At 73.2% G+C, this 22,512-nt stretch carries 24 protein-coding genes and 1 pseudogene; 14 read left to right on the plus strand and 11 right to left on the minus strand.

What is annotated here, in order from left to right; translation table 11 throughout:
* Positions 1-7: 7 nt before the first annotated feature.
* Positions 8-646, minus strand: a complete 639-nt coding sequence (locus AB0C12_RS36060) for a response regulator transcription factor (RefSeq protein ID WP_360554753.1) — start codon at positions 644-646, stop codon at positions 8-10.
* 30 nt (positions 647-676) lie between these two features.
* On the opposite strand from AB0C12_RS36060, the gene AB0C12_RS36065 reads away from it, so the two are divergent.
* Positions 677-1,324: a sensor histidine kinase gene (locus AB0C12_RS36065; RefSeq protein ID WP_360554755.1), complete on the plus strand. Its 648-nt coding sequence runs from the start codon at positions 677-679 to the stop codon at positions 1,322-1,324.
* 56 nt (positions 1,325-1,380) lie between these two features.
* Positions 1,381-2,160: a manganese catalase family protein gene (locus AB0C12_RS36070; RefSeq protein ID WP_360554757.1), complete on the plus strand. Its 780-nt coding sequence runs from the start codon at positions 1,381-1,383 to the stop codon at positions 2,158-2,160.
* A gap of 275 nt (positions 2,161-2,435) precedes the next feature.
* Here the strand turns inward: AB0C12_RS36070 and AB0C12_RS36075 are convergent.
* From AB0C12_RS36075 to AB0C12_RS36090, 4 genes and pseudogenes are all read right to left on the minus strand, one after another.
* A pseudogene (locus AB0C12_RS36075) lies at positions 2,436-3,020 on the minus strand (glycosyltransferase); the annotation flags it as partial.
* On the minus strand, positions 3,014-3,622 hold the full coding sequence (locus AB0C12_RS36080; protein WP_360554759.1) for a class I SAM-dependent methyltransferase: 609 nt from the start codon (positions 3,620-3,622) through the stop codon (positions 3,014-3,016). The gene AB0C12_RS36080 and the pseudogene AB0C12_RS36075, both read right to left, overlap by 7 nt.
* Complete coding sequence (locus tag AB0C12_RS36085) at positions 3,619-4,341, minus strand: PIG-L family deacetylase (protein ID WP_360554760.1); 723 nt, start codon at positions 4,339-4,341, stop codon at positions 3,619-3,621. The genes AB0C12_RS36080 and AB0C12_RS36085 overlap by 4 nt, the downstream gene beginning before the upstream one ends.
* Complete coding sequence (locus AB0C12_RS36090; protein WP_360554762.1) at positions 4,335-5,228, minus strand: acyl-CoA dehydrogenase family protein; 894 nt, start codon at positions 5,226-5,228, stop codon at positions 4,335-4,337. The genes AB0C12_RS36085 and AB0C12_RS36090 overlap by 7 nt, the downstream gene beginning before the upstream one ends.
* A gap of 121 nt (positions 5,229-5,349) precedes the next feature.
* Between AB0C12_RS36090 and AB0C12_RS36095 the strand changes: the two genes are divergently transcribed.
* From AB0C12_RS36095 to AB0C12_RS36110, 4 genes are read left to right on the plus strand one after another with little or no spacing between them, the layout of a single operon-like run.
* Complete coding sequence (locus AB0C12_RS36095; RefSeq protein WP_360554764.1) at positions 5,350-5,850, plus strand: hypothetical protein; 501 nt, start codon at positions 5,350-5,352, stop codon at positions 5,848-5,850.
* Between the two features lie 35 nt (positions 5,851-5,885).
* Positions 5,886-6,752, plus strand: coding sequence for a DUF4097 family beta strand repeat-containing protein (locus AB0C12_RS36100; RefSeq protein ID WP_360554765.1), 867 nt, complete (start codon positions 5,886-5,888; stop codon positions 6,750-6,752).
* Positions 6,749-7,669: an ATP-binding cassette domain-containing protein gene (locus tag AB0C12_RS36105; protein WP_360554766.1), complete on the plus strand. Its 921-nt coding sequence runs from the start codon at positions 6,749-6,751 to the stop codon at positions 7,667-7,669. Before AB0C12_RS36100 ends, AB0C12_RS36105 begins: the two co-directional genes overlap by 4 nt.
* Positions 7,666-8,439, plus strand: coding sequence for an ABC transporter permease (locus AB0C12_RS36110; RefSeq protein WP_360554768.1), 774 nt, complete (start codon positions 7,666-7,668; stop codon positions 8,437-8,439). Before AB0C12_RS36105 ends, AB0C12_RS36110 begins: the two co-directional genes overlap by 4 nt.
* A 58-nt stretch (positions 8,440-8,497) precedes the next feature.
* Here AB0C12_RS36110 and AB0C12_RS36115 read toward each other — a convergent pair whose 3' ends face one another.
* The 3 genes from AB0C12_RS36115 to AB0C12_RS36125 all read right to left on the minus strand — a co-directional run bounded on the left by AB0C12_RS36115 (position 8,498) and on the right by AB0C12_RS36125 (position 12,439).
* Entirely contained in the window at positions 8,498-10,699 is a 2,202-nt protein-coding gene (locus AB0C12_RS36115) for an RICIN domain-containing protein (RefSeq protein ID WP_360554769.1), read from the minus strand.
* A gap of 16 nt (positions 10,700-10,715) precedes the next feature.
* Positions 10,716-11,918 carry an alginate lyase family protein gene (locus AB0C12_RS36120; RefSeq protein ID WP_360554771.1) on the minus strand — a complete coding sequence of 401 codons (1,203 nt, stop codon included), beginning with the start codon at positions 11,916-11,918 and terminating at the stop codon, positions 10,716-10,718.
* A 194-nt stretch (positions 11,919-12,112) separates the two neighbouring features.
* The gene (locus AB0C12_RS36125; RefSeq protein WP_360554773.1) at positions 12,113-12,439 is read right to left on the minus strand and encodes a hypothetical protein; all 327 of its coding nucleotides are present in this window, start codon (positions 12,437-12,439) and stop codon (positions 12,113-12,115) included.
* Between the two features lie 85 nt (positions 12,440-12,524).
* Here AB0C12_RS36125 and AB0C12_RS36130 point away from each other — a divergent pair, with 85 nt between their 5' ends.
* The 4 genes from AB0C12_RS36130 to AB0C12_RS36145 all read left to right on the plus strand — a co-directional run bounded on the left by AB0C12_RS36130 (position 12,525) and on the right by AB0C12_RS36145 (position 15,383).
* Positions 12,525-12,914, plus strand: coding sequence for a VOC family protein (locus AB0C12_RS36130; protein ID WP_360554774.1), 390 nt, complete (start codon positions 12,525-12,527; stop codon positions 12,912-12,914).
* A gap of 77 nt (positions 12,915-12,991) precedes the next feature.
* Positions 12,992-14,029 carry a hypothetical protein gene (locus tag AB0C12_RS36135; RefSeq protein ID WP_360554775.1) on the plus strand — a complete coding sequence of 346 codons (1,038 nt, stop codon included), beginning with the start codon at positions 12,992-12,994 and terminating at the stop codon, positions 14,027-14,029.
* A 132-nt stretch (positions 14,030-14,161) separates the two neighbouring features.
* Positions 14,162-14,719: a TetR/AcrR family transcriptional regulator gene (locus AB0C12_RS36140; protein WP_360554776.1), complete on the plus strand. Its 558-nt coding sequence runs from the start codon at positions 14,162-14,164 to the stop codon at positions 14,717-14,719.
* A gap of 1 nt (position 14,720) precedes the next feature.
* The gene (locus tag AB0C12_RS36145) at positions 14,721-15,383 is read left to right on the plus strand and encodes a lysophospholipid acyltransferase family protein (protein WP_360554778.1); all 663 of its coding nucleotides are present in this window, start codon (positions 14,721-14,723) and stop codon (positions 15,381-15,383) included.
* 3 nt (positions 15,384-15,386) lie between these two features.
* Here AB0C12_RS36145 and AB0C12_RS36150 read toward each other — a convergent pair whose 3' ends face one another.
* Positions 15,387-16,343 carry a TIGR03885 family FMN-dependent LLM class oxidoreductase gene (locus tag AB0C12_RS36150; RefSeq protein WP_360554780.1) on the minus strand — a complete coding sequence of 319 codons (957 nt, stop codon included), beginning with the start codon at positions 16,341-16,343 and terminating at the stop codon, positions 15,387-15,389.
* A 67-nt stretch (positions 16,344-16,410) separates the two neighbouring features.
* On the opposite strand from AB0C12_RS36150, the gene AB0C12_RS36155 reads away from it, so the two are divergent.
* The 3 genes from AB0C12_RS36155 (at position 16,411) to AB0C12_RS36165 (ending at position 19,405) form a co-directional block, all read left to right on the plus strand.
* Positions 16,411-17,325 (plus strand): nucleoside hydrolase, encoded by a 915-nt coding sequence (locus AB0C12_RS36155; RefSeq protein WP_360554781.1) that lies wholly within the window; start codon positions 16,411-16,413, stop codon positions 17,323-17,325.
* A 123-nt stretch (positions 17,326-17,448) separates the two neighbouring features.
* Positions 17,449-18,090 carry an isochorismatase family cysteine hydrolase gene (locus AB0C12_RS36160; protein WP_360554783.1) on the plus strand — a complete coding sequence of 214 codons (642 nt, stop codon included), beginning with the start codon at positions 17,449-17,451 and terminating at the stop codon, positions 18,088-18,090.
* A gap of 40 nt (positions 18,091-18,130) precedes the next feature.
* Complete coding sequence (locus AB0C12_RS36165; RefSeq protein WP_360554785.1) at positions 18,131-19,405, plus strand: zinc-binding dehydrogenase; 1,275 nt, start codon at positions 18,131-18,133, stop codon at positions 19,403-19,405.
* Here AB0C12_RS36165 and AB0C12_RS36170 read toward each other — a convergent pair.
* Positions 19,347-20,462 carry a M20/M25/M40 family metallo-hydrolase gene (locus AB0C12_RS36170; RefSeq protein ID WP_360554786.1) on the minus strand — a complete coding sequence of 372 codons (1,116 nt, stop codon included), beginning with the start codon at positions 20,460-20,462 and terminating at the stop codon, positions 19,347-19,349. The two genes, AB0C12_RS36165 and AB0C12_RS36170, sit on opposite strands and share 59 nt — an antisense overlap.
* A 181-nt stretch (positions 20,463-20,643) precedes the next feature.
* On the opposite strand from AB0C12_RS36170, the gene AB0C12_RS36175 reads away from it, so the two are divergent.
* On the plus strand, positions 20,644-21,576 hold the full coding sequence (locus AB0C12_RS36175; RefSeq protein ID WP_360554788.1) for a GNAT family N-acetyltransferase: 933 nt from the start codon (positions 20,644-20,646) through the stop codon (positions 21,574-21,576).
* A 38-nt stretch (positions 21,577-21,614) separates the two neighbouring features.
* On the opposite strand, the gene AB0C12_RS36180 is transcribed toward AB0C12_RS36175, so the two are convergent.
* Complete coding sequence (locus AB0C12_RS36180) at positions 21,615-22,313, minus strand: LLM class flavin-dependent oxidoreductase (protein ID WP_360554790.1); 699 nt, start codon at positions 22,311-22,313, stop codon at positions 21,615-21,617.
* Positions 22,314-22,512 lie beyond the last annotated feature (199 nt).

Below are 22,512 nucleotides of genomic sequence, written 5' to 3' on the forward strand. Positions count from 1 at the left end.
CAGTGGGTCAGAGGATGCCGGCACTGCCGGCCAGCGCCGCCGCCTCGGTGCGGCTCGACACCCGCAGCTTGCGCAGCAGGGTCGCGGTCAACCGCTTCACGGTCCGCTCCGAGACGTGCAGCTGCAGAGCGATCTCCGTGGTCGTCGCGCCGGCCGCGATGAGCTGCAGCAGCTGCCGCTCGGGCGCATCCAGGTCCACCGGAGCCGGCCGGCTCCCCCGGCCCGCGCCCAGCAGCGTGCCGAGCAGTTCGGCCGGCAGCACCGCCCAGCCGTCGAGAATGGACAGCAGGGGTTGCAGCACGTCGGCGACCTCGCTGGTCTTCGGCAGGAAGCCCTCGGCGCCGGCCCGCAGCGCCTCCAGCGCCGGGGCCGGGTCCTCGTCGCCGGACATCGCCACGATCCGCACCCGCGGGCTGGACCGCCGGATGGCGGCGATCGCCCGGACCCCGCCCGGCGGCGGCATGTGCAGATCGACCAGGACCAGGTCGGGCACCGTACGCCGGACCAGGCCGGCCGCCGCCGCGGCGTCCCCGGTGGCCGCCACCACCTCGGCCCGGCCGTCGCTGACCTCGGGCAGGAGCAGCTCCAGACCCCGGACGAACAGAGGATGGTCGTCGACGACGATGACGCGAATGTCCTTCTGCATGGCGCGCGTATGCCCGCCCGAGGTCCAGTCATGCGTCTGAGGCGGACGCCACGGCCCGACCCCGCGCTCCTGCTGCTGCGCAGTGTCTGCCACGAACTGCGCCCGCCGGTGGCCACGCTGACCGCACTGGTACGCGCTCTCGAGTCGCAGCCCTCGGAGCTGCGCCGCGGCGAACTCGCCCGGCTCGCCGGTGAACACGCGTCGCACGCCGAGGCGGTGCTGAAACAGGCAGCCGCCGCCGCGGCCGGACTCGCCGAGCCGGCTGACACCGCCGTACCGCTGCATCGCGTCCTGCCGGCGGTCGCCGCGACCGTGCCCACCGACCGGCTCGCCGTGTCGGTCAGTGCCGGCGCGGGCCGCTGCCTGGTCCCGGGCCGGCACACCCGGCAGATCCTGCTGAACCTGCTGTCGAACGCCGCCCGCTACTCCCCCGGTGAGATCAGGTTGATCGCTGCCGTCCGGCGGCGCCGGCTGCGGCTGACAGTGGCCGACCAGGGCGGACTGACCGAGGACCTGCTGCACGCACTGCACCGGCGCACGCCCCCGGCGGGCACGAAAGGCCTGGGACTGTGGGTCGTGCGGCACCTGGTCGACGCCCAGGGCGGGACGCTGCGGGCCCGCGGCCTGTCCCCGCGCGGGGTGGCCCTGGAGGTCATCCTGCCGCGCCGCCGACGTTGACCCGTTCGGGCCACCCACTGGCCTGCAGAGGACGCCCGGACGGGCAAGGTGAAGGCGTGTTCAACCACGTCAAGCAACTGCGGTTCGAGGCCCGGCCGGACGGCCCGGACGCCGCCTTCGCGCGGCGCCTGCAGGACGCCCTCGGCGGCCGGTGGGGGGCGCTGACCATCTCCCATCAGTACCTCATGCAGGGCTGGACCTGCCGGCTGCCGGGCAAGTACCGCGACCTGCTGCTCGACATGGGCACTGAGGAACTCGCCCACGTGGAGATGCTGAGCACCATGATCACCCGGCTGCTGCAGGACGCGCCGCTGACCGCGAACGAGAACGAGGACAACCCGGCCCAGTGCGCCGAGATCTACTCCGCCCACCTCGTGCAGGCCGGGTCCGGTCCGCTGCTGGCCGACAGCAACGGGGTGCCGTGGAGCGGCTCCTACGTGACCGCCAGCGGCAGCCTGCTCGCCGACTTCCACCTCAACGTCAGCGCCGAGGCGCAGAGCCGGCTGCGGCTGGCCCGGCTGTTCCACATGACCGGCGACCCCGGGGTCAAGCAGATGCTGCGGTACCTGCTCGCCCGCGACACCATGCACCAGAACGTGTGGCTGGCCGCCATCGAGGAACTGCGCGAGGACGGCATCGAGCACATGCCGGTGCCGGAGGCGTTCCCCGACGCCGGGCCCGACGACGCGTACGCCCGGACCTACCTGAGCTTCTCCGACGGCGAGGACGCCGCGGCCGGCCGGTGGGCCAACGGGCTGACGTACGAGTCCACCCCGTCCGCCGAGGGCCGGCCACCGGTGCTGCCCCCGGCCGATCCCCGACTGTACTGCTCGTGATTGGAGTTCCCGTCGTGCGCAACGCTCCCTTCCGCACGTTCGTCGCGCTGGCGTACCTGCTGGCCCTGGTGCTGCACGGCCGCTGGGACGCGCGCACCGCGGTGCTGGCCGTGGCCGTCCTGGCGGTCTGGGCCGTGCCGGTGATCCGCCACGCCCGGCGCCACCGCGGCGTGGTCCGTGCCGTGCCGGCGCCCTGACACCTCGTCGGCCACCGAGGCCAGGTGGGCGGCGAAGCCCGCGGGCGCCCGGGCACTGCGGCGGGCGCTGGTGAGCACCGGGCTCGCGGTGTCGTAGACGACCCGCAACCCGGCCGCCGTGGCCCGCGTGACCAGGTCACGGTCCTCGTCGTGCCGGACTCCGGCAAAACCGCCCAGGCCCGCGTACGCCGCCGCGGCGCACCCGAGGTTGGCCCCGTGCACGTGCCGCGGCACCGCCCGGTAGCGCTGCTCGTAGGCGTGCCGGACGGCGACCGGCCACGGCGACCAGTCCGGCACCTCGACCGTGCCGACGAGCACCTCGGTGCCGCGCGCCGCGTGCCGGGCGTGCCACTCCAGCCAGCCGGGCCCGACCCGGCTGTCCGCATCGGTGGTGGCCAGCCACAGCCCCGCGGTGCCGTGCCGCAGCGCGTACGCCATCCCGGCCGCCCTCGCCTGCCCCACGTTTCCCGCGGCCACCGGCACCACCGCGGCCCCCGCGGCGGCCGCGACCTCCGCCGTGGCGTCGGCACAGTCATCGGCCACGACGATCACCTCGACCGCGGCGGCGCTCTCGGCGACGGCGATCCGCAGCGCGGCCAGACAGTACGGGAGCAGTTCCTGCTCGTCGTGGGCGGGCACGACGACGGCGATCCGGCTCAGCACAGACCCTCGCGCTCGGCGACCGAACGGGCCGCCGGGGGCGTACGCGCGTAGACCTCCAGGAGGAAGTCGGCCTCGACGTGCTGTGCCGTCAGTTCCAGGCCCGGGGTGGCGTCGAGCCGGGCGTGGACCTCATCGCCGGGGCGGGCGTGCTCGGCGACCGGCCGCCGCCAGTGCACCGCGACCAGATCGCCGCCGGGCTCCAGCGCGGCGACGCTCTGGGCGATGAGCGCGTCCAGGTCGGTGTCGTCGAAGTAGTAGCCGAGCTCGGAGAGCACGATCAGGTCGAAGGTCTGCCGGGGCCAGTCGTAGGGCATCCGGGCCCGGGCCACGGTGACGTGCGGCTGGGCGGCCAGCCGGTGCGCGGTGGTGGCCACCGCGGACTCGACCGCGTCCACGGCGAGCAGGGCGGCGCAGCGCGGGGCCAGCCGGGCGGTCAGCGTGCCGGTCGAGCAGCCCGGCTCGAACGCGGAACGGTAACGGGCGCGGGGCAGCGCGGCCACGGTGAGCTGGTGCTTGCGGTTGTCGTACCAGCGGGACTCGAAGTCCCACGGGTCGGGGCTGTCGGCGTACATCTGCTCGAAGTAGCCCAAGGGGGTGCTCACGCGAACACCACCTCGAACGGCCGGCGGAAGCGGGCCAGCACGTGCGGCGGCAGGATGGCCGCGTCGGCCGGCTCGGGCCCCAGGTCCGCGATCTGGCTCGGGAACGCCTGGATCGCCGCCTCCTTGGCGTGGCGCGCGGCGTTCGGGAGGTCGAGGCGGCGGGCCCGGTCCCAGGGCACCCGGTCATCGCCGGGCTGCGCCCAGTGCCAGGTCCAGATCGGGTACTCCAGCAGCCGGGCCCCGGTGACGGCGCAGGCGGCCGCGGCGGCCCGGCCGACACTCTCGTGATCGGGGTGCCCGTCGCCGCGCCAGGTGGCCAGGCACCAGCGGCCGGGCGTGAGCCGTTCGGTCAGGGCAGCGGTCAGCGCGTCCTCGTCGATGCCACCGTCCGGCTGGCCCAGATGCACCACGGGGGTGCCGCCGACGCCGAGCCGGCGCAGCGCCTCGGCGGTCTCCTCCCGGCGCAGGGCCGCGAGCTCGGCCTGGGTGTGCACTGTGGAGCCGGGATGGGAGGCCTCGCCGTCGGTCACCGCCACCACCTCGGCCTCGCCCAGCAGCGCCAGCAGGCCGCCGACCCCGAGCACCTCGTCGTCCGGGTGCGGGGCGACCACCAGCGGCGGGCCGGGCGGGTCGACGGTCAGCGCCGGCCAGCCGCCGACGGCCGGCCAGGAGCGCCAGCGGGTGTCGTCCGTGCCGGCACCCTCGATCACGGTCACCATGCGGGTGGTTCCTCCTTCAGCAGTGCGCCGAGACGGGCGAGGTCGGCTTCGGCATGGCTCTGCCGCAGGTACACGGTCAGGTCGCTCACCCGCCGGGCGTGCGCCTCGTCGTGGCCCAGCGGCCCGGCGCCCAGCGCACGGCCGACCCGGTCGATGACCTCGGACGCCGCCGACTCGACCGTGCACCGGACCCGCACGGCGAGCTGCTCGGCGTCCGCGGCCGGCTCGGCGTCGATGCGGGCGGCGGCCTCGCGCAGCACCGCCCGGGCCGAGCGCAACAGCACGTCGACGGCGCCGAGGTGGGCCAGGGCGTGCGGGCCGCGCGCCCGGTGCAGCAGGGTGTCCGCGACGCCGGTGGCGCCGCCGTACCAGCAGGCCGCGACGCCGACACCGCCGTGCCAGAAGCCGGGCCGGCCGACATAGGAGCCGGGGCCGCCCACCGGCCGGGCCGGGGCGTCGGTGAAGCGGACGGTACGGCTGTCACTGCCGGCCATGCCGACCGCGGGCCACGTCCCGTCGAGCGGCACCGCCCAGGGCGCGCGGTTCGATACGGCGAACAGCCGGACGCCGTCCGGCGCGGTGGCGGTGACCAGGGCGTGGGTGCACGAGCCCGCGCCCGAGCACCACGGGCGGTCGCCGCTCAGCGTCCATTCGCCGTCCTTCTCGACGGCGGTCACCGACGCCGGCGCGGCGGCCCAGACGCCCCAGCTCTGGTCCGGCGCGGGCGGGCCGGAGTCACCGAGCTCGGCCCGGATCGCGACGGCGTCGGCATGGCCTTCGCAGAGCCGGGCCGCGACCGGGTCCCGGCGGGCGATGGCCGCGAGCCGCTCGAACCGTTCCAGGGTTCGGCCGGACCCGGGTAGGGGGAGATCAGCGACTTCGAGCACGAGCGCTTCCCTACCCGGGCCGGACCGGCCGCAAACGACGCAGCAAACGACGCAACCCCCTGGCGCTTCGATGATGCCACGGTGGCTTTACATGGCGCCACGATGGTGCCATCATGGCGTCATGGACCTCACGTCATATGTCGCACGGCTCCGCGAGGAGCTCGCCGGTGCGGCCGAGCTCGGCGGCTCCGACGCCCGCGAGCTGGCCGAGCGGCTGACCGCGCCGATGGAGTCGGCCTTCCGGCTCGCCCTGCTCGACGCCCTGTCCGCGGCGGCGGACGAGATCACCCGCGACCTGGCCCCGGGCTCGGTCGAGCTGCGGCTGCGGGGCGGCTCCCCCGGCTTTGTCGTGACGCCACCCCCGGCCGAGCACCCGGTGGAGCCGACGGCACCCGAGCCGGTCGAGACCACCGACATCCCCGACGACGGAGCCGTGTCGCGGATCAACTTCCGGCTGCCGGACCAGCTCAAGACCCGGATCGAGGAGGCGGCCGGCCGCGAGGGCCTCTCGGTCAACGCCTGGCTGGTCCGGGCCAGCACCGCCGCCGTACAGGCCGGTGACCGGCCGCGCACCTCCCGCGCCCCGCTCGGCGGGCAGCGCTACACCGGCTGGGCCCGCTGACCGTGCCCGGCTCCCCTCCGCGAAAGGACCAGGACATGCCCACCTTCGACACCCCCGCGCCGATCCGGGCGACGCTCGAGCTGCTCGTCGCCGACGTGCGGATCACCGCCACCGACCGCGCGGACACCGTCGTCGAGGTCCGGCCCAGCGACCCCTCCGCCCCCGCCGACCTGCGCGCCGCCGAGCAGACCCAGGTCCAGTTGACCGACGGGCAGCTGCTGGTCAAGACCCCGAAGACGCTCAAGACCCTGGGGATCCTGCGCCGCAGCGGGTCGATCGACATCGAGATCTCACTGCCGACCGGCTCGCAGCTGCGCGCCGACGCGGCCCTCGGCTCGTTCCACTGCACCGGCACGCTGGGCGAGACCGCGGTCCGCACCGCCGCCGGTGACGTGGAGCTGCAGCACACCGGGCCGCTGGAGGTGAACACCAGCGCCGGCTCCGTCGTCGCGCGCTCGGTGACCGGTGCCGCCCGGGCCACGACCGGGAGCGGGACGATCCGGCTCGGCACGGTCACCGGCGCCGTGGTGCTGAAGAACTCCAACGGTGACAGCCAGGTGGACTCCACCGGCGGCGACCTGCACGCCAAGATGGCCAACGGGGGCGTCGTCGCCGGGCACGTCGGGGGCTCGGTGGACGCCGCCACCGCCAACGGCAGCATCCGGATCGGGGCCGTGCACCGCGGCACGGTCTCGGTGCGCAGCTCGATGGGTGAGCTGGAGGTCGGCATCGCGGCGGGCACGGCCGCGTACCTCGACCTGCACACCCAGTTCGGCAAGGTGCTCAACCACCTCGACGGCACCGGCGCCCCGGAGCCCGGCGAGGACAACGTCCAGGTGCGCGCCCGCACCTCCTTCGGCGACATCATCGTGCGCCGCGGCGACTCCGAGGAGCTCCGATGATCACCGTGACCGGCCTGCGCAAGGCGTACGGCGACCACACCGTCCTGGACGGCATCGACCTGCACGTCCCACCGGGCTCGATCTTCGCCCTGCTGGGCCCGAACGGCGCCGGCAAGACCACCACCGTGCAGATCCTGTCCACCCTGATCGACGCCGACGCCGGCGAGATCCGGGTGGCCGGCCACGACCCGGCGACCGAGCCGGACGCGGTGCGGGCGGCGATCGGGGTCACCGGACAGTTCGCCGCCGTCGACGGGCTGCTCACCGGCCGGGAGAACCTCATTCTCATGGCCGACCTGCACCACCTGGGCCGGGCCCGGGGCCGGCGCCGGGCGGACGAGCTGCTGGAGCAGTTCGACCTGACCGACGCGGCCGGCAAGCAGGCGTCGGCGTACTCGGGCGGCATGCGGCGGCGGCTGGACATCGCGATGGGCCTGGTCGGTGAGCCGCGGCTGGTGTTCCTCGACGAACCGACCGCCGGGCTGGACCCGCGCAGCCGGCAGGCGATGTGGCAGACCGTCCGGGCGCTGGTGGCCGACGGCGTGACGATCTTCCTGACCACCCAGTACCTGGAGGAGGCGGACCAGCTCGCCGACCGGATCGCGGTGCTCGACGGCGGGCGGCTGGTCGCCGAGGGCACGGCCGACGAGCTCAAACGGCTGGTACCGGGCGGGCACATCACCCTGCGCTTCGCCGACGGACCGGCGCTGCGGGCGGCGGCGGTGGCCCTCGATACCGCCGCCGTCGACTCCGCCCAGCTCACCATCCAGGTGCCCGGGGACGGCAGCGTGCGCACGCTGCGCGCCCTGCTGACCACCTTGGACGAGGCTCGCGCCGAGGTGGAGAGCCTGACCGTGCACACGCCCGACCTGGACGACGTCTTCCTGGCCCTGACCGCGAAGGAGCCCGTGCGATGACCACCCTGAGCCTCGCCGTCCGCGACTCGAACACCATGCTGCGGCGCAATCTGCGGCACATGCAGCGCTATCCCGCGATGATCTTCTACCTGGCCGGGATGCCGGTGATCTTCCTGCTGCTGTTCGTCTTCGTGTTCGGCGGCACGCTCGGCGCCGGCCTGGGCGGGGGCCGCACCGAATACCTGGCGTACGTGGTGCCGGGCATCCTGCTGATGACCGTCGGCGGGGCGGCGGCCGGCACCGCGGTCTCGGTCGCCACCGACATGACCGAGGGCATCGTGGCCCGGTTCCGCACCATGGCGATCGCCCGGGTGTCGGTCCTGACCGGGCACGTGGTCGGCAGCATGATCCAGACCCTGGTCAGCCTGGCCATCGTGCTGGCCGTGGCGCTCGCGATCGGTTTCCGGCCCGGCGCCGGACCGGCGGCGTGGCTGGGCGTGCTCGGGGTGCTGGCGATGACCTCGTTCGCCGTCACGTGGCTGGCCACCGCGCTGGGGCTGGTGGCCAAGACCGTGGAGGAGGCGAGCAACACGCCGCTGCTGCTGACCCTGCTCCCGTTCATCGGCAGCGGCTTCGTCCCGACCGAGTCGATGCCGGACGGGCTGCGGCAGTTCGCCGAGTACCAGCCGTTCACGCCGATCATGGAGACGATCCGGGCCCTGCTGACCGGCGGAACGGTCGGCGACTCGATCTGGTGGGCGACCGCCTGGTGCGCCGCCATCGCCCTGGCCGGCTATCTCTGGGCCCGCAAGCGCTACAACGCCCGCTGACCCCGCAAGCGGACGGCCCGCCGGCAGACCGGCGGGCCGTCGCAGCGTGCGGTACGGATCAGGGGCCGCTGACCAGGTTGGTCACCTGGTGCCCGCTGTTCACCGCGGCGCCCGTGTTGTTGATGACGTGGGCGATCGTGCCGGTGCCGCCCAGCGAGACGGTCACCATGTTGTGGAACCTGATGCCCGGCTTCACCGGCACCTCGAAGGCGCGGGCGTTGACGACGCTGGGATTGACGTTGAAGAACGCGTACGACCCCAGGCCCCACGCCTCGTGGTTGTTCACCGAGTCGGCCACCTTGTACGCCGCCCAGCCCTGCGTCGAGCCGTTCATGTAGGCGGCCTGGTTCGGCGGGTCGTAGGGCATCTCGTTCTGGTAGAAGTACGTGCGCCCGTTCTCGCCGTTCCAGATGGTCTGGTACTGCTGGTAGTGCTCGACGAACAGGCCGTAGAACGTCACGTTGTCGCCGTTGACGGTGAGGCCGTTGGCGGCCGGGTTGACGGTCCAGCCGTGGGTGCCGTTGTCGCTGTGGTCGGCGCGCCAGATCCAGGCGTGGTCACCGATCACGTGGTCGCTGTTGATCCGCAGGCTGACCGAGGCCTTGCCGGCGATCGCGCCGCCGATCCGGAAGAACACGTCGGACAGCACGGTCGGGTTCGCCGCGTGGTTCGCCGACGAGCCGTTCGGGCCGACCTCCATGAGCACCGACGAGTTGGTGGTGCCCGCGTCGAAGAGCACCCCGGCGACCCGTACGCCGTCGACGTCGGCCACGGTCATCGCGGTGATGCCGTTCTGCGGGACGAAGGTGGCCAGGCCAAGGCCGAGCACGACGGTGTTGGGCCGGGTCACGTTGATGGTCTGGTTCAGGTTGTAGACGCCGGGCGTGACCAGCAGGTTCTTGCCGGACGCGAGGGCCGCGTTGATGTTCGCCGCGGTCTCACCGGGCTTGACGACGAAGAACGTGCCGATCGGCAGCGACTGGCCCGCCGGGTTGCCGCCGGCCCAGGTGGTACCGGCCGAGTTGGTCCGCAGCGCGGGGACGAACACCTGGTAGGCGCCCGCCGAGTCGACGTACAGGTACGGCTTCTCCGCGACCACCGGCGTCTGGCCGACCGTGGTGTACGGCGGCGTCGGGAAGCTGTTGGCCGGGGCGCCCTGGGCACCGACGAAGACCTGGTTCCAGTTGGAGCCGTTCCAGCTGCCCATCTGCGAGTTGCGGGTGATCCACTGCTGCTGCGAGCCGGACTGGATCTGCCCGTCGATCTTCGTGTCGGCCATGAACCCGCCGGACGACCAGCCGCCGTCGGACAGCGCCAGGTTGCCGCGGACGTGCATCCGGCGGTACGGCGCCGCCTGCGACACGGCCCAGCGGTCGAGGCCGCCGTTCGGGGTCACCGACAGGCCCTCGGCCGAGCGCCAGAAGTTCTGGGTGGCGTTCTGCGAGCCGTCCGGCCACCAGTCGGCCTCGGCGTGCACGGCGCCGTTGATGTTCACCGCGTCCGGGGTCAGGCCCAGCCCGGCGACCTGGGTGAAGAAGCCGACGTTGGCGTCGACGTTGTACGAACCGGGCTTGAACAGCAGTGCGTAGCGGGCGTTGCCGAACTGGTTGCGGACCTGCTGGTTGAAGACCGTGTTCAGGCGGTTCTGGATGGTCGACTGCGACATCGACGGGTCGAAGATCGTCACGTTCGGGCCCAGATCGGGGTTGCCGCTGCCCGGCGGGACCGTCGTCGGGGTCACCGGCGGGGTGGTCGGGGGCGTCGAGGCACCGTTGACCGTCCACTTCTGGTTGGCGCCGCCGCCGCAGGTCCACAGCTGGAGCTTGGCGCCGTCGGCGAGGTTGTTGTCCTTGATATCGAGGCACTTGCCGGCCTTGACGTTGACCAGGTCCCGCCCGGCCGTGTACGTCCACTGCTGGCTGGTCAGCCCGGCGAAGCAGTCCCACATGTGCACGACGGCGCCGTCGGTGGTGGCGCCGCCGGCCACGTCCAGGCACTTGCCGAGGCCCTTGAGCGACTTGTCGTCGCCGTAGGTCCAGGTCTGGTTCGGCCCGCTCGCACAGGACCACATCTGCGGCAGGTTGCCGTTGGCGGTGGAGCCGTTGGTGACGTCCAGGCACTTGCCGTTGGCGCTGCTCACCACGGATCCGGTGGTGGCGGCCAGGGCGTTGGTGATGCCGGCGACGCCGAGCACGCCGACGACCAGAGCGGTGACGGAGACGGCGAGGACACGCCGTCGCTTCCGGGGGATGGGGGTCATCGATTTCCTTCGGGGATCAGGCGGGGTTGCCGGCGTGGGTGAGCGTCTCCCACGCCACGAACAGGTTGTTGCTGCCCTGCGGGCGCCGGGCCTCGGTGTAGGTGCCGGTGTTGGCCATCGCGATGCCGAGCCGGTTGTGCAGGGCGTTGTAGGCGACCTCGCTGATCGGGCCGAGACCCTTGGTCACCGTGCCGCCGCAGATCGAGGCCGGCACCGCGGTGCCGTTCTCGAGCTTGGTGTGCAGCCCGAGCGCGTGCCGCAGCCGGTCCTGCAGCTCGGGGTAGAGGTCGCCGCCCTGGATGCGGCTGGTCTCGGCGACGTGCGCGATCGCGGAGATGCCGTATCCGGTGTGCACGAAGTCGCGGCAGGTCTCCTGGGAGAGCCCGTCGACGAAGGTGCTCTGACCCTGCCAGTAGCCGATCAGCTCGGCCCGGGTGTCGATGCCGCCGGCCGGCGGGTACTTCGGCTGGGCGCCGTCAGCGGTGACGTAGATGTAGGCGGCGGCCCGCAGCTTGAAGCGGGCGACGGCCCGGTCGTAGCTCGCCCGGTCGTCGAGGTGGACGGCGATGCCGACGGCCGCCTCCATCATCGACAGCTCCCAGTTGCCGTTGCTGGCGCTGCCGGCCAGCACCACCGGCAGGTAGACGGTGCGCAGCATGGTGGCGAAGCGGGCCTGGTTGGGCCAGTTCCCGTACGCGTGCTTGATGATCTCCGCGGCCCGGGGCCACACCGAACCGGCCCAGGCGGTCTGCAGCGGGCCGTTGCTGTTGGTGTGTGTTCTGAGCGTGGCCGACCAGGCATCCATCAGCGCGATGGCCTTGGTCGCGTACGCGGTGTTCCCGGTGATGTACCAGGTGAGCGCGTCGGTGTACGCGGCGATCGCGTCCTCGCGCTCGTCGGTGCAGCCGTTGTTCGGGTTGGAGTAGGAGCCGCACTCGACGGTCGCGCGGGGCTTCGGCGTACGCGACAGCGAGGCGTAGCGGCTCGCGGCCATCTGGTTGTAGGCGGCGGTCCAGGGCTGGGCCTTGGCGGCGACCTTGGCCTTGACGAAGTCGAGCTGAGGACGGCTGAGCAGCACGCCGGGGTGAGAGAACGCCGCGGCTGTGGCACGGACCGGGGCCGTTTCCGCGTTCGCCACGAAGCGGACGCCGGTGGTGGCCACGAGGGCGACGAGCACGGTGCCGGCGGCGAGCAGCAGCCGGCGTGGGGAGTGAGGCACTGCGGACTCCGGATGGGGGAACGGGGAACCGGAAGGTGACTTAACAGTGCCGAACTCAACCGTGACGAACGGGACGCGGTCAAGGACGTATCGACGGACTTAAGGATGACGAAAGGTTCGGTGGACGGAGAGCGCTTTCCGGTGCGGGGGCGCATGTTCGGACCACCGGAACCGGTTACGGCGAGAAAGCGCTCTCACGGGGTCAGCAGCTGCCGTACATCGATCCGCAGACCCAGTGGTGCGCCGCCCGGCCCCGGTGCCGCCGACGCCCGGGCCGCGATCTGCAGCGCCCGTTCCTCGGACTCCACATCGACGACCCGGTAGCCGGCGAGCTCGGGCAGGGCATCCCGCTCCCCCGCGACCTGATGCGAACGGCCGCCGAGCCCCTGCGCCTCGACCAGCTCACCGGCCGCGGTGAGCTCGGCGTCCAGGTCGCGCTGGTAGTCGAAATGCCGCCGTACGTCGGCCGGCGCCCAGGTGCCCATCGCGGTGTGGTGCTGGATCAGCAGAAACTTCGTCATACCGGGGGGTCGGTGCCGGCCGGCCGTTCTCGACATGATGGGCGGGAGACCGCGAACGCCGCGGGCCGCCGGAGTGGGAGGCATCATGGCAATCGGCCGTCTGCACCACGTCATCGTGGACTGCCCGGAGCCACTGGCCCTGGCCACGTTCTACAGCGCGCTGCTGGGCCTGCCCGTCACCTACCACGACGACGACTTCGCGGTCGTGGCGAGCAGCGACCGCGCCTCCGGGCTGGGCTTCCAGCGGGCTCCCGGCAATCCGGCGCCGACCTGGCCGGACCCGGCGACACCCCAGCAGGTCCATCTGGACGTGATGGTCGACGACGTCGCCGAAGCGTCAGCCGCCGTCCTCGCGCTGGGTGCCACCGCCCGGCCCGGGGCGGGCGTGTTCGCGGACCCGGCCGGGCACCCGTTCTGCCTCATCCCCCGGCCGGGATGGGCACCCCCGGTCACGGCCGGGACAACGCCAGCATGAGAATCACCGCTCCGAGCGGCCGGACCCGTTGCTCGCCATCGACAAGAGCCCCGGCCACCGGCCGCTAGCCTGCGGACATGACCGCGATCGGCCGACTCCTGGCCCATGAGAACACGGCAAGCGATCTGCTGGCCTACCTGATCGAACTGGATGCACTCCCGCTGGCGCAGATTCTGGGCCTGCCGGCTGACGAATACACCGCGCAGCGGGAAGTGCGAATCGGGGGCCGCGGCGGCCGACCGGACCTTCTGATCCGCCGATCAGGCGGGACCGAACCGCTGGCCGTGCTGGAACTGAAGGGAGCTGCCGACGAGCACAACGGCCAGCTCGAACGGTACGCAACCTGGGCCGCCTCTGAGGCCGCGGCAGCGCAACTGCGGTATTGCACCCTCGACGGAGACGCCGCCGCGCCACCGAAGCCATGGCAGCCACTCAGTCTCGTCCAGCTGTTCGGTGCCTGGCACCAAAGTCGGCACAGCCATGCCCGTTGGCTCAGCGTCGAGATCACCGACGTGCTGCAGGGCTGGGACACCGAGGCCGACCGGACCATCGGCAAGGTCCGCGGCTGGTACGTCCCGGACCTGATCACCCGCCGCATAGCCGCCGCGCTCGGCGATGACGCCCAAGCGACGCGCACCAAAGCCGGCAACCCGATGGTGCTGGCCTATCGGCGACACCTGGGCGCACCTGACGACGCCTGGATCGGCGTTGATCTGCGATGCGCCGGCCGTGACGCTCCCCAACGAGATTGGCTGTTTCGCCCCTTCGTCGAGGTCAGCTTCAGCAACCCGACTCCGGTCGCCCAGGCAGCAGCACGCCGACTCGCGACCCATCTCCGACCAGCGATGATGTTCGACGCGATCCAGCAAGTGATCAAGGATCCGGACGCGCTGAGAACCAACCGGCACGGCGGGCTGTTGAGCCATCCAAGTACCGGGCCGGTCTTCTACCACGACAAACAGGTCCGCCTCGCCACCCAGTTCAGCCTCGTCGTCGACAGAGTCAACCGCCATGATGTGGCCGACATGATCAGCACAACCATCCATCACCTCGACCGCTACCTTGCGGCGACCACCACCGACGCCTCTGCCGACCAACCAGGCCGTGTTTCGTAGGGCTCGGAGCCACTGGGCACGCGCCGATCAACGACGCGCTGGGTTACGGCCCACCCACCGCTCGATCCTCCTGCAGCTCGACCTCCGACGCGCGTGATAGACACTGTCTACGGCGTCTGGTAGACAGTGTCTATGCCGGAGGACCTGCGTGCGCATCTCGTCGCCACCGGCGTCGAGCTCGTCACCGCCGAGGGCACCGACGCGCTGAGCCTGCGCGAGATCGCCCGCCGCGCCGGCGTGTCCCACGGCGCGCCCCGGCGCTACTTCCCCACCCACCGCGAGCTGCTGGCCGCCGTGGCCCGGGTGGGTTACGACCGGCTGTCCGACCGGATCGCCGCCCTCGGCGAACAGCGCGATCCGCGTGCCGGGCTGCTCGCCCTGGGCCGGCTCTACCTGGACTTCGCCCGCACCGACCGCGGCATGTTCGAGCTGATGTTCCGGCACGAACTGCTGCGCGGTAACCAGGAAGGGCTGCGGGCGGCCAGCAAGCCGCTGTTCGCCGTCCTGGTCGAGTTCGTCGCGCGGGCCCGGCCCGGCCGCGACGACGCCGCCGTGGCCGCCGGCGCCCTCTGGGCCAACCTGCACGGCATCGCGCAGCTGTGGTCCTGGGGCAGCCTGCAGATGACGGTCGAGACCGAGGACGCCGACGCGCTGCTGCGCACGGCGATCGACGCGTACGTGGAGTCGTGACATGCTGCCGCAGCTGACCCGTGCCCTGCTCGTCCCGGTGTCCCGGCTGGCGTTCCGGACGGTGGTCGAGGGCCGCGAGCACGTACCCCGTGAAGGCCCGGTCATCCTGGCCGCCAACCACCTGTCCTTCCTGGACAGCTTCCTGATTCCGCTGGTGTCCCCGCGGCCGGTGGCGTTCCTGGCCAAGGCGGAGTACTTCACCCGGCCCGGCCTGCTGGGCCGGCTCAGCGGCTCGGCCCTGCTGGGCCTGGGCGCGGTCGCCGTGCCGCGCGGTGAGCACCGGGCCGCCCAGGCGGCGCTGGAGACGGCGCTGGGTGTGCTGCGGGACGGCCGGGCGTTCGGCATCCATCCCGAGGGCAGCCGGTCCCGCGACGGCCGGCTCTACCGCGGGCGTACGGGGGTGGCGTGGCTGGCCCTGGCCTCGGGGGCGCCGGTCGTACCCGTGGCCGTGATCGGCACCGACCGGATCCAGCCCGTCGGGGCGCGGTTTCCGCGGCCCGGCCGGGTCACCGTGCGGTTCGGCGCGCCGCTGCGGTTCGCCGCCCCGGCGGCCCACGCCGCGCGGGCCCGGCGGACGGCGACCGACGAGATCATGGCCGAGATCGAGAAGTTGTCCGGCCAGGAGTACGCCGGCTGCTACAACGAGCTGTCCGCCGGGCAGTGAGGCTCAGCGCAGGGCCGGCAGCACCTTCGCGCCGAAGGTCTCCACGAACGGCAGCAGGTCCTGGCCCACGTGGTGCAGGTAGATCCGGTCGAAGCCCAGGGCCGCGTACCCGCGCAGCCACTCGATGTGCCGTTCCAGGTCGGCCGAGACGTTGACCACCTCGCGGACCTGATCCACCGTCACGTTCTGCGAGACCACGTCGAAGTGGTCCACGGTCTCCAGGTCCCAGCAGACCGGCGGCGGGAAGATGTTGCTGCGCCACTGGTCGTGGGCGATGCGCTCGGCCTCGGCCTCGGTCGGCGCCCAGCTCAGGTGCACCTGCAGGCTGATCGGCCCGCGCCCGCCCGCGTCCCGGTACGCCGCGATCATCTCGCGCAGCTTCTCCTCCGGGGCGTTCACCGTGACCAGGCCGTCGGCCCAGCCGGCGCACCAGGCCGCCGTCCTGGTGCTGACGGCCGCGCCGATCAGGGCCGGGGAAGTCTCGGGGCGGGTCCACAGCTTGGCCCGGTCGACCTTGACCAGGCCGTCGCGGGTGACCTCCTCGCCGGCGAGCATGTCGCGGATGACGCCGACGCACTCCAGCAGCCGGGCCTCGCGGACCTCCTTGCGGGGCCACGGCTCGCCGGTGATGTGCTCGTTGCTGTACTCCCCGCTGCCCAGCGCCGTCCAGAACCGGCCCGGATACATGGCGCCCAGCGTGCCGATGGCCTGGGCGATGATCGCCGGGTGGTAGCGCTGCCCGGGCGCGTTGACCACGCCGAAGGACAGGTTCGTGGCCTGCAGCGCGGCACCGAGCCAGGACCAGGCGAACGCCGACTGGCCCTGCCGGGCGCTCCACGGCGAGAAGTGGTCGGAACACATCGCGGCGTCGAAACCGGCGCGTTCGGCGGCGACCACGGCGGCGAGGAGCTCGGCGGGCGGGATCTGCTCGTGCGAGGCATGGATGCCGTAGTCCGTCATGCCGCAGGTCGTACCCAGGCCGGCCCGGGGACAACCACCCCGGACCCGGACGGCTTAGCCTGAGGCCGTGACCCGATCGGTCTATTTCGACTGCGACACCGGCGTGGACGACGCACTGGCCCTCGCCCTGCTGCTCGCCCAGCGCGGAACCGTCGTGGCGGGCATCGGCACGGTCAGCGGCAACACGGCCGCCGGCCAGGCCGCCCGCAACACGCTGGACCTGCTCACCCTGGCCGGCCACGACGACATTCCCGTCGCCGTCGGCGCCCACCACCCCCTGGGTGGCGACTTCCACGGCGGCGCGGACCGGGTGCACGGCGGCAACGGCATCGGCGGGATCGAGCTGCCCGCTGCCACCCGGCAGCCGCAGGATCGGGACGCCGCCGAGCTGCTGCTCGCGCTGGCCCGCGAGCACAGCGGTGAGCTGCGGATCGTGGCCACCGGGCCACTGACCAACCTGGCGCTGGCGCTGCGCCGCGACCCGGAGCTGCCCGGCCGGGTCCGCGACGTCACCGTCATGGGCGGGGCGGTCCGGGTGCCGGGCAACGTGACCGGACGGTCCGAGGCCAACATCGCCGGCGACCCCGCCGCGGCCACCGCTGTGTTCGACGCGGCCTGGCCGGTGACGGTGGTGCCGCTCGACGTCACCATGCGGCACCGCTTCGACGAGTCCGACCGGGCCGCGCTGGCGGCCGGCCCGCCGCTGCCGGCGGCGCTGGGCGCGATCCTGACCGGCTACTTCGACTACTACGAGCCGGTGCTGGGCGAGCGGCGGGTGCCGCTGCACGATCCGATCGCCGCCGGTGTCGCCGTCGGCCTCCTGCACCCGGCGGACGCGCCGCTGATCGGGCTGCGGGTCGAGCCGGACGGGCACCTGGTCGAGGACGACACCGCCGCGCACCGGATCCGGGTGGTCCTCAGCCTCACCGCCGACGCCGCACCCGTCATCCTGCGGACCATCCTCGGGGCGTCCGCGAGCTGAGCACCGGCCGCGCGCGAGGGGGCCCCGGCCGGGCGGCCGAGCTGACCCGCCGGCCGACGACGGCCGCGCGCCGGGGACCGTCGATATGCTGCTGGCGTCGTCCCACCGCATCGGAGGGCCCGCATGACCGATCCGCACCTGGCCCCGCACTGGGATTCGTCCGCCTTGGTCACCATCGACATGCAGCGCGACTTCCTGTCCGGGCGGCCGTACGGGCTGGCCGGCACCACCGAGATCATCCCGTCGCTGCGCGCGCTGATCGACGCGTTCCGGGCCGCCCACCGGCCTATCGTCCACATCGTCCGGCTGTACCAGGGAGACGACGTCGAGCGGGTGCGGCGCACCCTGATCGACGGCGGTGGCGAGCTCGTCCGCCCCGGCACCGACGGCCGGTTGCTCGCCCCCGGCCTGCTGCCCGGCGACGGGCCCGGCCTGGACGACAAGCTGCTGCTCGACGGGCGGGCGCAGGAGCTCGGCCCCGGCGAGTACGCCCTGTTCAAACCGCGCTGGGGCGCGTTCTACCGCACCCGGCTCGACGAGCTGCTGCGTGAGCGCGGTGTCGACACCGTGGTCTTCGCCGGGTGCAACCTGCCCAACTGCCCGCGGGCCAGCATGACGCAGGCCACCGAGCGGGACTACCGGGTCGTGCTGGCCACCGACGCCATCTCCCAGGCCACCGAGCAGGGCTTCCGGGAGGTCGCGGGGATCGGCGTCGTGCTCGCGCCCACCGCGGAGATCGTCGCCCGGGTCACCACGCCGGCCTGAGACCGGGCGCGGACCCCGCCGAGGCCCGGAAGGGAGCATCATGCGAGCCGTCCTGGCCGACCTGTCGATCCCCCGCTATCTGGCCACCGCGGCCGCCCGGGCGCTGCCTGGGGGCCTCGGCGGTGACGCCGGCCGGGGCGCGGCCGGCCTGCTCGCCCTGCGCGCGGACGTGCCCGTGCCGGTGCTGCCCCGCGCCCCCGGCTGGGTGCTGCTGCGTCCGGAGCTGTCCGGCATCTGCGGCAGCGACACGGCCGTCGCCCGCGCCAGGTCGTCGCTGGTGCTCAGCGCGTACTACACCGCGCGACGGCAGATCCTGGGGCACGAGATCGTCGCCGTGGTCGAGTCGGCCGGGCCGGGTGTCACCTCGGTGTCCGCGGGTGACCGGGTCGTCGTGGACCCGGTGCTCTCCTGCGTGCACCGCGGTTTCCCGTTGTGCCGGTCGTGCCGGGAGGGCTTCCCGTACGTCTGCGAGCGCTTCGACGAGCCCGGTGTGTCCGGCTGCCGATCCCCTACTCAGGGCTTCGACGCGACCCTGGGCGGCGGCTGGGGCGAGTACGTCGCTGCCCATGAGAGTCAGCTGCACCGAGTCGGGGCACTGCCGTCGTACCGTGCGGTCATCGCCGAGCCCGCGGCCGTCGCCCTGCACGCGGCGCTGCACTGGCAGCGCCGCGGTGACCGCGCCGTGGTCATCGGCCCGGGGACCATCGGCCTGCTCGTGACGGCCGCCCTGCGCCGGCTGCACCCGGACCTGGACATCACCGTGGTCGGCCCGGGCGAGTTCAGCCGGGCGGCGGCGGTGCGCACGGGGGCCAACCGGGCGCTGGAGCCGGGTCCGCAGGTGGTCGAGTCCCTCGCCCGCGTGCACGGCGGCCGGGTCGTCCGGCCGCGGCTGACCCGGACCCCGATCCTGGAGCAGGGCGTGGACGTGGTCTTCGACTGCGTGGCCCACCGCGAGACGATCGACCTCGCCCTGCACCTGCTGCGGCCGACCGGCGTGCTGGTGCTCGTCGGCGGGGCCGGCCGGCAACGGGTCGACTGGTCGCTGGTCTGGAACCGCCAGCTCACCGTGCAGGGCACCGTCAACTCGGGTCCGGAGCCGGCGCTGGCCGGGCGGACCACGATGGCCGAGGTGGTGGAGTGGCTCGCCGACCCGGCCTACCCGGTGGACGCGCTGGTGACGCACACCTTCGCGCTGGACGACTGGCGGCTCGCGCTGCGGACCGCGTCGGCCGCGGCCCGGGCCTACGCCGTCAAGGTCACCCTGCGGCCGAATCCCGACGTCCCGCTGGTGCCGGGTCCCGAGCCAGCTCGGTGAGGAACGTGACGAGGGCCTTCCGGTACGGGCCCACGGTGCGCAGGTCGGCGTACTCGGACGGGCCGTGCTGGCCGTCGCCGCCCGGTCCGAAGATCACGGCGTCGATGCCCCGCGCGGAGTAGAACCGGCCGTCGGCCGCGCCGTGCTTGCGCAGCAGCTCTCCCGGATAGCCGGCTGAGCTCGCCGCCGCCCGTAGCAAGGTGACCTCGGGACTGTGCGGGTCAGCGTGGTGTGGTGCACCGAGGCTGTCCACGGTGACCGGCACGCCGCTGACCGACCCCAGCAGCGCGGCGATCTCCTCGCTCGTCCGGCCGGCGAAGTCGGTGTCCTGCGGCGGGAAGCGGATGTCGAGCCAGGCGGTGGCCTCGGCCGGCACCTGGTTGACCGCACGGTTCGCGGTCTCGATCCGGGCCACGTTGACCGTCGTGCGCCACTGCTCGTCCGGCGGCACCGGCCAACGGCGCAGCACGGCGTCCACCGCGCCGGTCAGGGTGAGCAGAGCGTTGTCACCGAGCCACGGGTAGGCGGCGTGGGCGGCGGTGCCGGTGGCGTGCAGGCGTACCTGGAGGATGCCCTTGGAATCGGTGACCACCCGCAGGCCGCTCTGCTCGCCGATGAGCACGAAGCCGGCGGTGACGCCGGCGGCGAGCTGGTGTGCGGTGCCGTCGAAGCCACCGACCTCCTCGTCGGTGACCAGTTGCAGACCCAGCGGGTACGGCAGCGACGGCGCCAGCGAGCGGAACACCTCGGCCAGCACCAGGGCGGCCACCTTCATGTCCTGCGCGCCCCGGCCGTAGAGCCGGTCGCCGTCCCGCCGGGCCGCATAGCTCTCGGCGGGCACGACGTCGAGGTGGGCGTTGAGCATCACCCGGAAGTGGGGGCGCGGCCCGGGCCGGTGGACCAGGGCGCTGGGCTTGCCGCGCGAGGTGAAGCGCTCCACCGTGAAGCCGGGCCCGACGACGTCGAGCACGAGCTCCAGCGCGCGGTGCAGCTCCTCGGGCCGGTCCGCGGTGGAGGGCACGGCGATCAGCTCGGCGGCGCGGGCCGGCAGGTCCATGCGTCGACCCTATCGAGTAAATCGGTTGCGGCCCCGCCGCGTGGCGGATAGAACTGGCGGCCGGACCGACGAAGGAAGGAGGACTGAGCCATGTACGCCACGCACACAGCGCCCACGTCCTCCCGGGGCCACCAGCCGAGCTGATCCCGGCGGGACAGGGCGCCTCCAGACGGAGACTGCCTTGACTCTGCACCACCACGACCTGACCCTGCGCCCGATCACCGGGCCCGACGAGCTGGACCTGTTCACCACCTTCCCGTACGTCCTCAACGGCGAGCTCGCCAAGGACCTGGAAGCCGGCCGCCGCCACCCGCGGTGGCTGTGGCTCGCCCTGCGCGGCGAGCGCGTCGTCGCCCGGGCCGCCTGGTGGTCCCGCCCCGGCGCGGAGCACCCGTTCCTGATGGACATCCTCGACCTCGACGGCGACCCCGAGGACGCGTTTGACCTCGTCCGGACAGCGCTGTCCACGGTGGTCGCCCCGGACGCCACTCCGCCGGACTACCTGCGGTACGTCCCAGGTGACTGGCGCGAGCAGCCCGAGGTCCGGCGCGGCGTCGAGCAGCGGATGGGCGTGCTGGAACGCCTCGGCGCCAAACTCTTCGTCGAGCGGCTGCGCCTGGAGTGGCGGCCCGGCACGCCGGTCCCGGAGCCGGCCGGGCGCCTGACGTTCCGCCCGGTCCGCGACGCCGAGGAGCTCATCGCCCTGATGACGCGGGTGCTGGAAGGCACGCTGGACGCGCACAGCCGCGACGATCTGAGCCGGATGAGTGCCCGGCAGGCCGCCGAGGAGCAGTACCGCGACGAGCTGGAAGGGTATGCCAGCCCGCACGAGTGGTGGCGGGTGGCGACGCTGCCGGACGGGGAGCCGGTCGGCTTCGTGATCCCGGCCCACAACGGCTACAACCCGATCATCGCCTACATCGGGGTGGTGCCGGAGCACCGCGGCCACGGTTACATCGACGAGGTGCTGGCGGCGGGCACACGGCTGCTGGCGGACGAGGGCGTACCCCGGATCCGGGCCTCCACCGACGTGGGCAACCAGCCGATGGCCCGGGCCTTCGCGCGGGCCGGTTACGACGCGTTCGAACGCCAGCTCGACATGACCTGGCGCTGATCGGGGGCGCGCCGGGCCCGTCCGGGCTCGGCGCGTGATCAGCCGGCGGCGGCCCCGGCGGTGGCCACGCCAGCGAACGGGATGCTCGTCGCCTGCGTGTTGCCGTCGCCGTCCGGGTGCCGCCAGAGGCCACGCCGGCGCAGCTCCGGCAGGACACCCTCGCCGAACCAGTACGCCTCCTCCAGGTGCGGGTAGCCGGACAGGATGAACTCGGTGATGCCGAGACCGGCGTACTCGGCGATCCGGTCGGCGATCTCGGTGTGGCTGCCGACCAGGGCCGTGCCCGCGCCGCCGCGGACCAGGCCGACGCCCGCCCACAGGTTCGGCGAGACGACCAGGCCGTCGCGGCTGCCGCCGTGCAGGTCGAGCATCCGCCGCTGGCCCTCGGACTCGCTGCGCCGCAGCCCCGCCTGCACCGCCTCGATGTCGGCCGGCGAGACGCCCTGCAGCAGCCGGTCCGCCTCGGCCCAGGCCGCCTCGGCCGTGTCGCGGGCGGTGACGTGCAGCCGGATGCCGAAGCGCAGGGCCGGGTTCAGGTCGCGGATCCAGGCGATCTTCTCCGCCACCTGGGCCGGCGGCTCGCCCCAGGTGAGGTAGACGTCGGCGTGCCGGGCGGCGACCGGGCCGGCCGCGGCCGACGAGCCGCCGAAGTAGATCTCGCCCCGCAGTCGTGCGCTCGGCGCGAGGTCGCCACTCGTTTGACCGCCTGATCGTCGGCACCCCGGCCAGGACCGCACGGCCGCACCGCGAGATCGGCGTCAGTTACGCGGCCGGTTGGCCCGACGCCACAGCTCGCCTACCCGGTAGTCGGCGAACGGCTCTGCGAGTCTGCGAGGCGTCGCCGTCGCCTCCTCCGGCCGTGCGGGCGGCTGTGCGTGAATGGCGCGGATGTGATCATCACGGCGTGCGCCCGCATCTCCGAACAATGTCGCCGCG

Origin of the sequence: Actinoplanes sp. NPDC048967 (assembly GCF_040649415.1) — a bacterium.
Taxonomy (GTDB): Bacteria; Actinomycetota; Actinomycetes; order Mycobacteriales; family Micromonosporaceae; genus Actinoplanes.

What these genes read in the sequence shown, in the direction of transcription:
- AB0C12_RS36060 (WP_360554753.1), bottom strand. Translation starts at nt 646, where the DNA reads ATGCAGAAGGACATTCGCGTCATCGTCGTCGACGACCATCCTCTGTTC.
- AB0C12_RS36065 (WP_360554755.1), top strand. Translation starts at nt 677, where the DNA reads ATGCGTCTGAGGCGGACGCCACGGCCCGACCCCGCGCTCCTGCTGCTG.
- AB0C12_RS36085 (WP_360554760.1), bottom strand. Translation starts at nt 4,341, where the DNA reads ATGGTGACCGTGATCGAGGGTGCCGGCACGGACGACACCCGCTGGCGC.
- AB0C12_RS36095 (WP_360554764.1), top strand. Translation starts at nt 5,350, where the DNA reads ATGGACCTCACGTCATATGTCGCACGGCTCCGCGAGGAGCTCGCCGGT.
- AB0C12_RS36100 (WP_360554765.1), top strand. Translation starts at nt 5,886, where the DNA reads ATGCCCACCTTCGACACCCCCGCGCCGATCCGGGCGACGCTCGAGCTG.
- AB0C12_RS36105 (WP_360554766.1), top strand. Translation starts at nt 6,749, where the DNA reads ATGATCACCGTGACCGGCCTGCGCAAGGCGTACGGCGACCACACCGTC.
- AB0C12_RS36110 (WP_360554768.1), top strand. Translation starts at nt 7,666, where the DNA reads ATGACCACCCTGAGCCTCGCCGTCCGCGACTCGAACACCATGCTGCGG.
- AB0C12_RS36115 (WP_360554769.1), bottom strand. Translation starts at nt 10,699, where the DNA reads ATGACCCCCATCCCCCGGAAGCGACGGCGTGTCCTCGCCGTCTCCGTC.
- AB0C12_RS36125 (WP_360554773.1), bottom strand. Translation starts at nt 12,439, where the DNA reads ATGACGAAGTTTCTGCTGATCCAGCACCACACCGCGATGGGCACCTGG.
- AB0C12_RS36130 (WP_360554774.1), top strand. Translation starts at nt 12,525, where the DNA reads ATGGCAATCGGCCGTCTGCACCACGTCATCGTGGACTGCCCGGAGCCA.
- AB0C12_RS36135 (WP_360554775.1), top strand. Translation starts at nt 12,992, where the DNA reads ATGACCGCGATCGGCCGACTCCTGGCCCATGAGAACACGGCAAGCGAT.
- AB0C12_RS36140 (WP_360554776.1), top strand. Translation starts at nt 14,162, where the DNA reads ATGCCGGAGGACCTGCGTGCGCATCTCGTCGCCACCGGCGTCGAGCTC.
- AB0C12_RS36145 (WP_360554778.1), top strand. Translation starts at nt 14,721, where the DNA reads ATGCTGCCGCAGCTGACCCGTGCCCTGCTCGTCCCGGTGTCCCGGCTG.
- AB0C12_RS36150 (WP_360554780.1), bottom strand. Translation starts at nt 16,343, where the DNA reads ATGACGGACTACGGCATCCATGCCTCGCACGAGCAGATCCCGCCCGCC.
- AB0C12_RS36160 (WP_360554783.1), top strand. Translation starts at nt 17,449, where the DNA reads ATGACCGATCCGCACCTGGCCCCGCACTGGGATTCGTCCGCCTTGGTC.
- AB0C12_RS36165 (WP_360554785.1), top strand. Translation starts at nt 18,131, where the DNA reads ATGCGAGCCGTCCTGGCCGACCTGTCGATCCCCCGCTATCTGGCCACC.
- AB0C12_RS36170 (WP_360554786.1), bottom strand. Translation starts at nt 20,462, where the DNA reads ATGGACCTGCCGGCCCGCGCCGCCGAGCTGATCGCCGTGCCCTCCACC.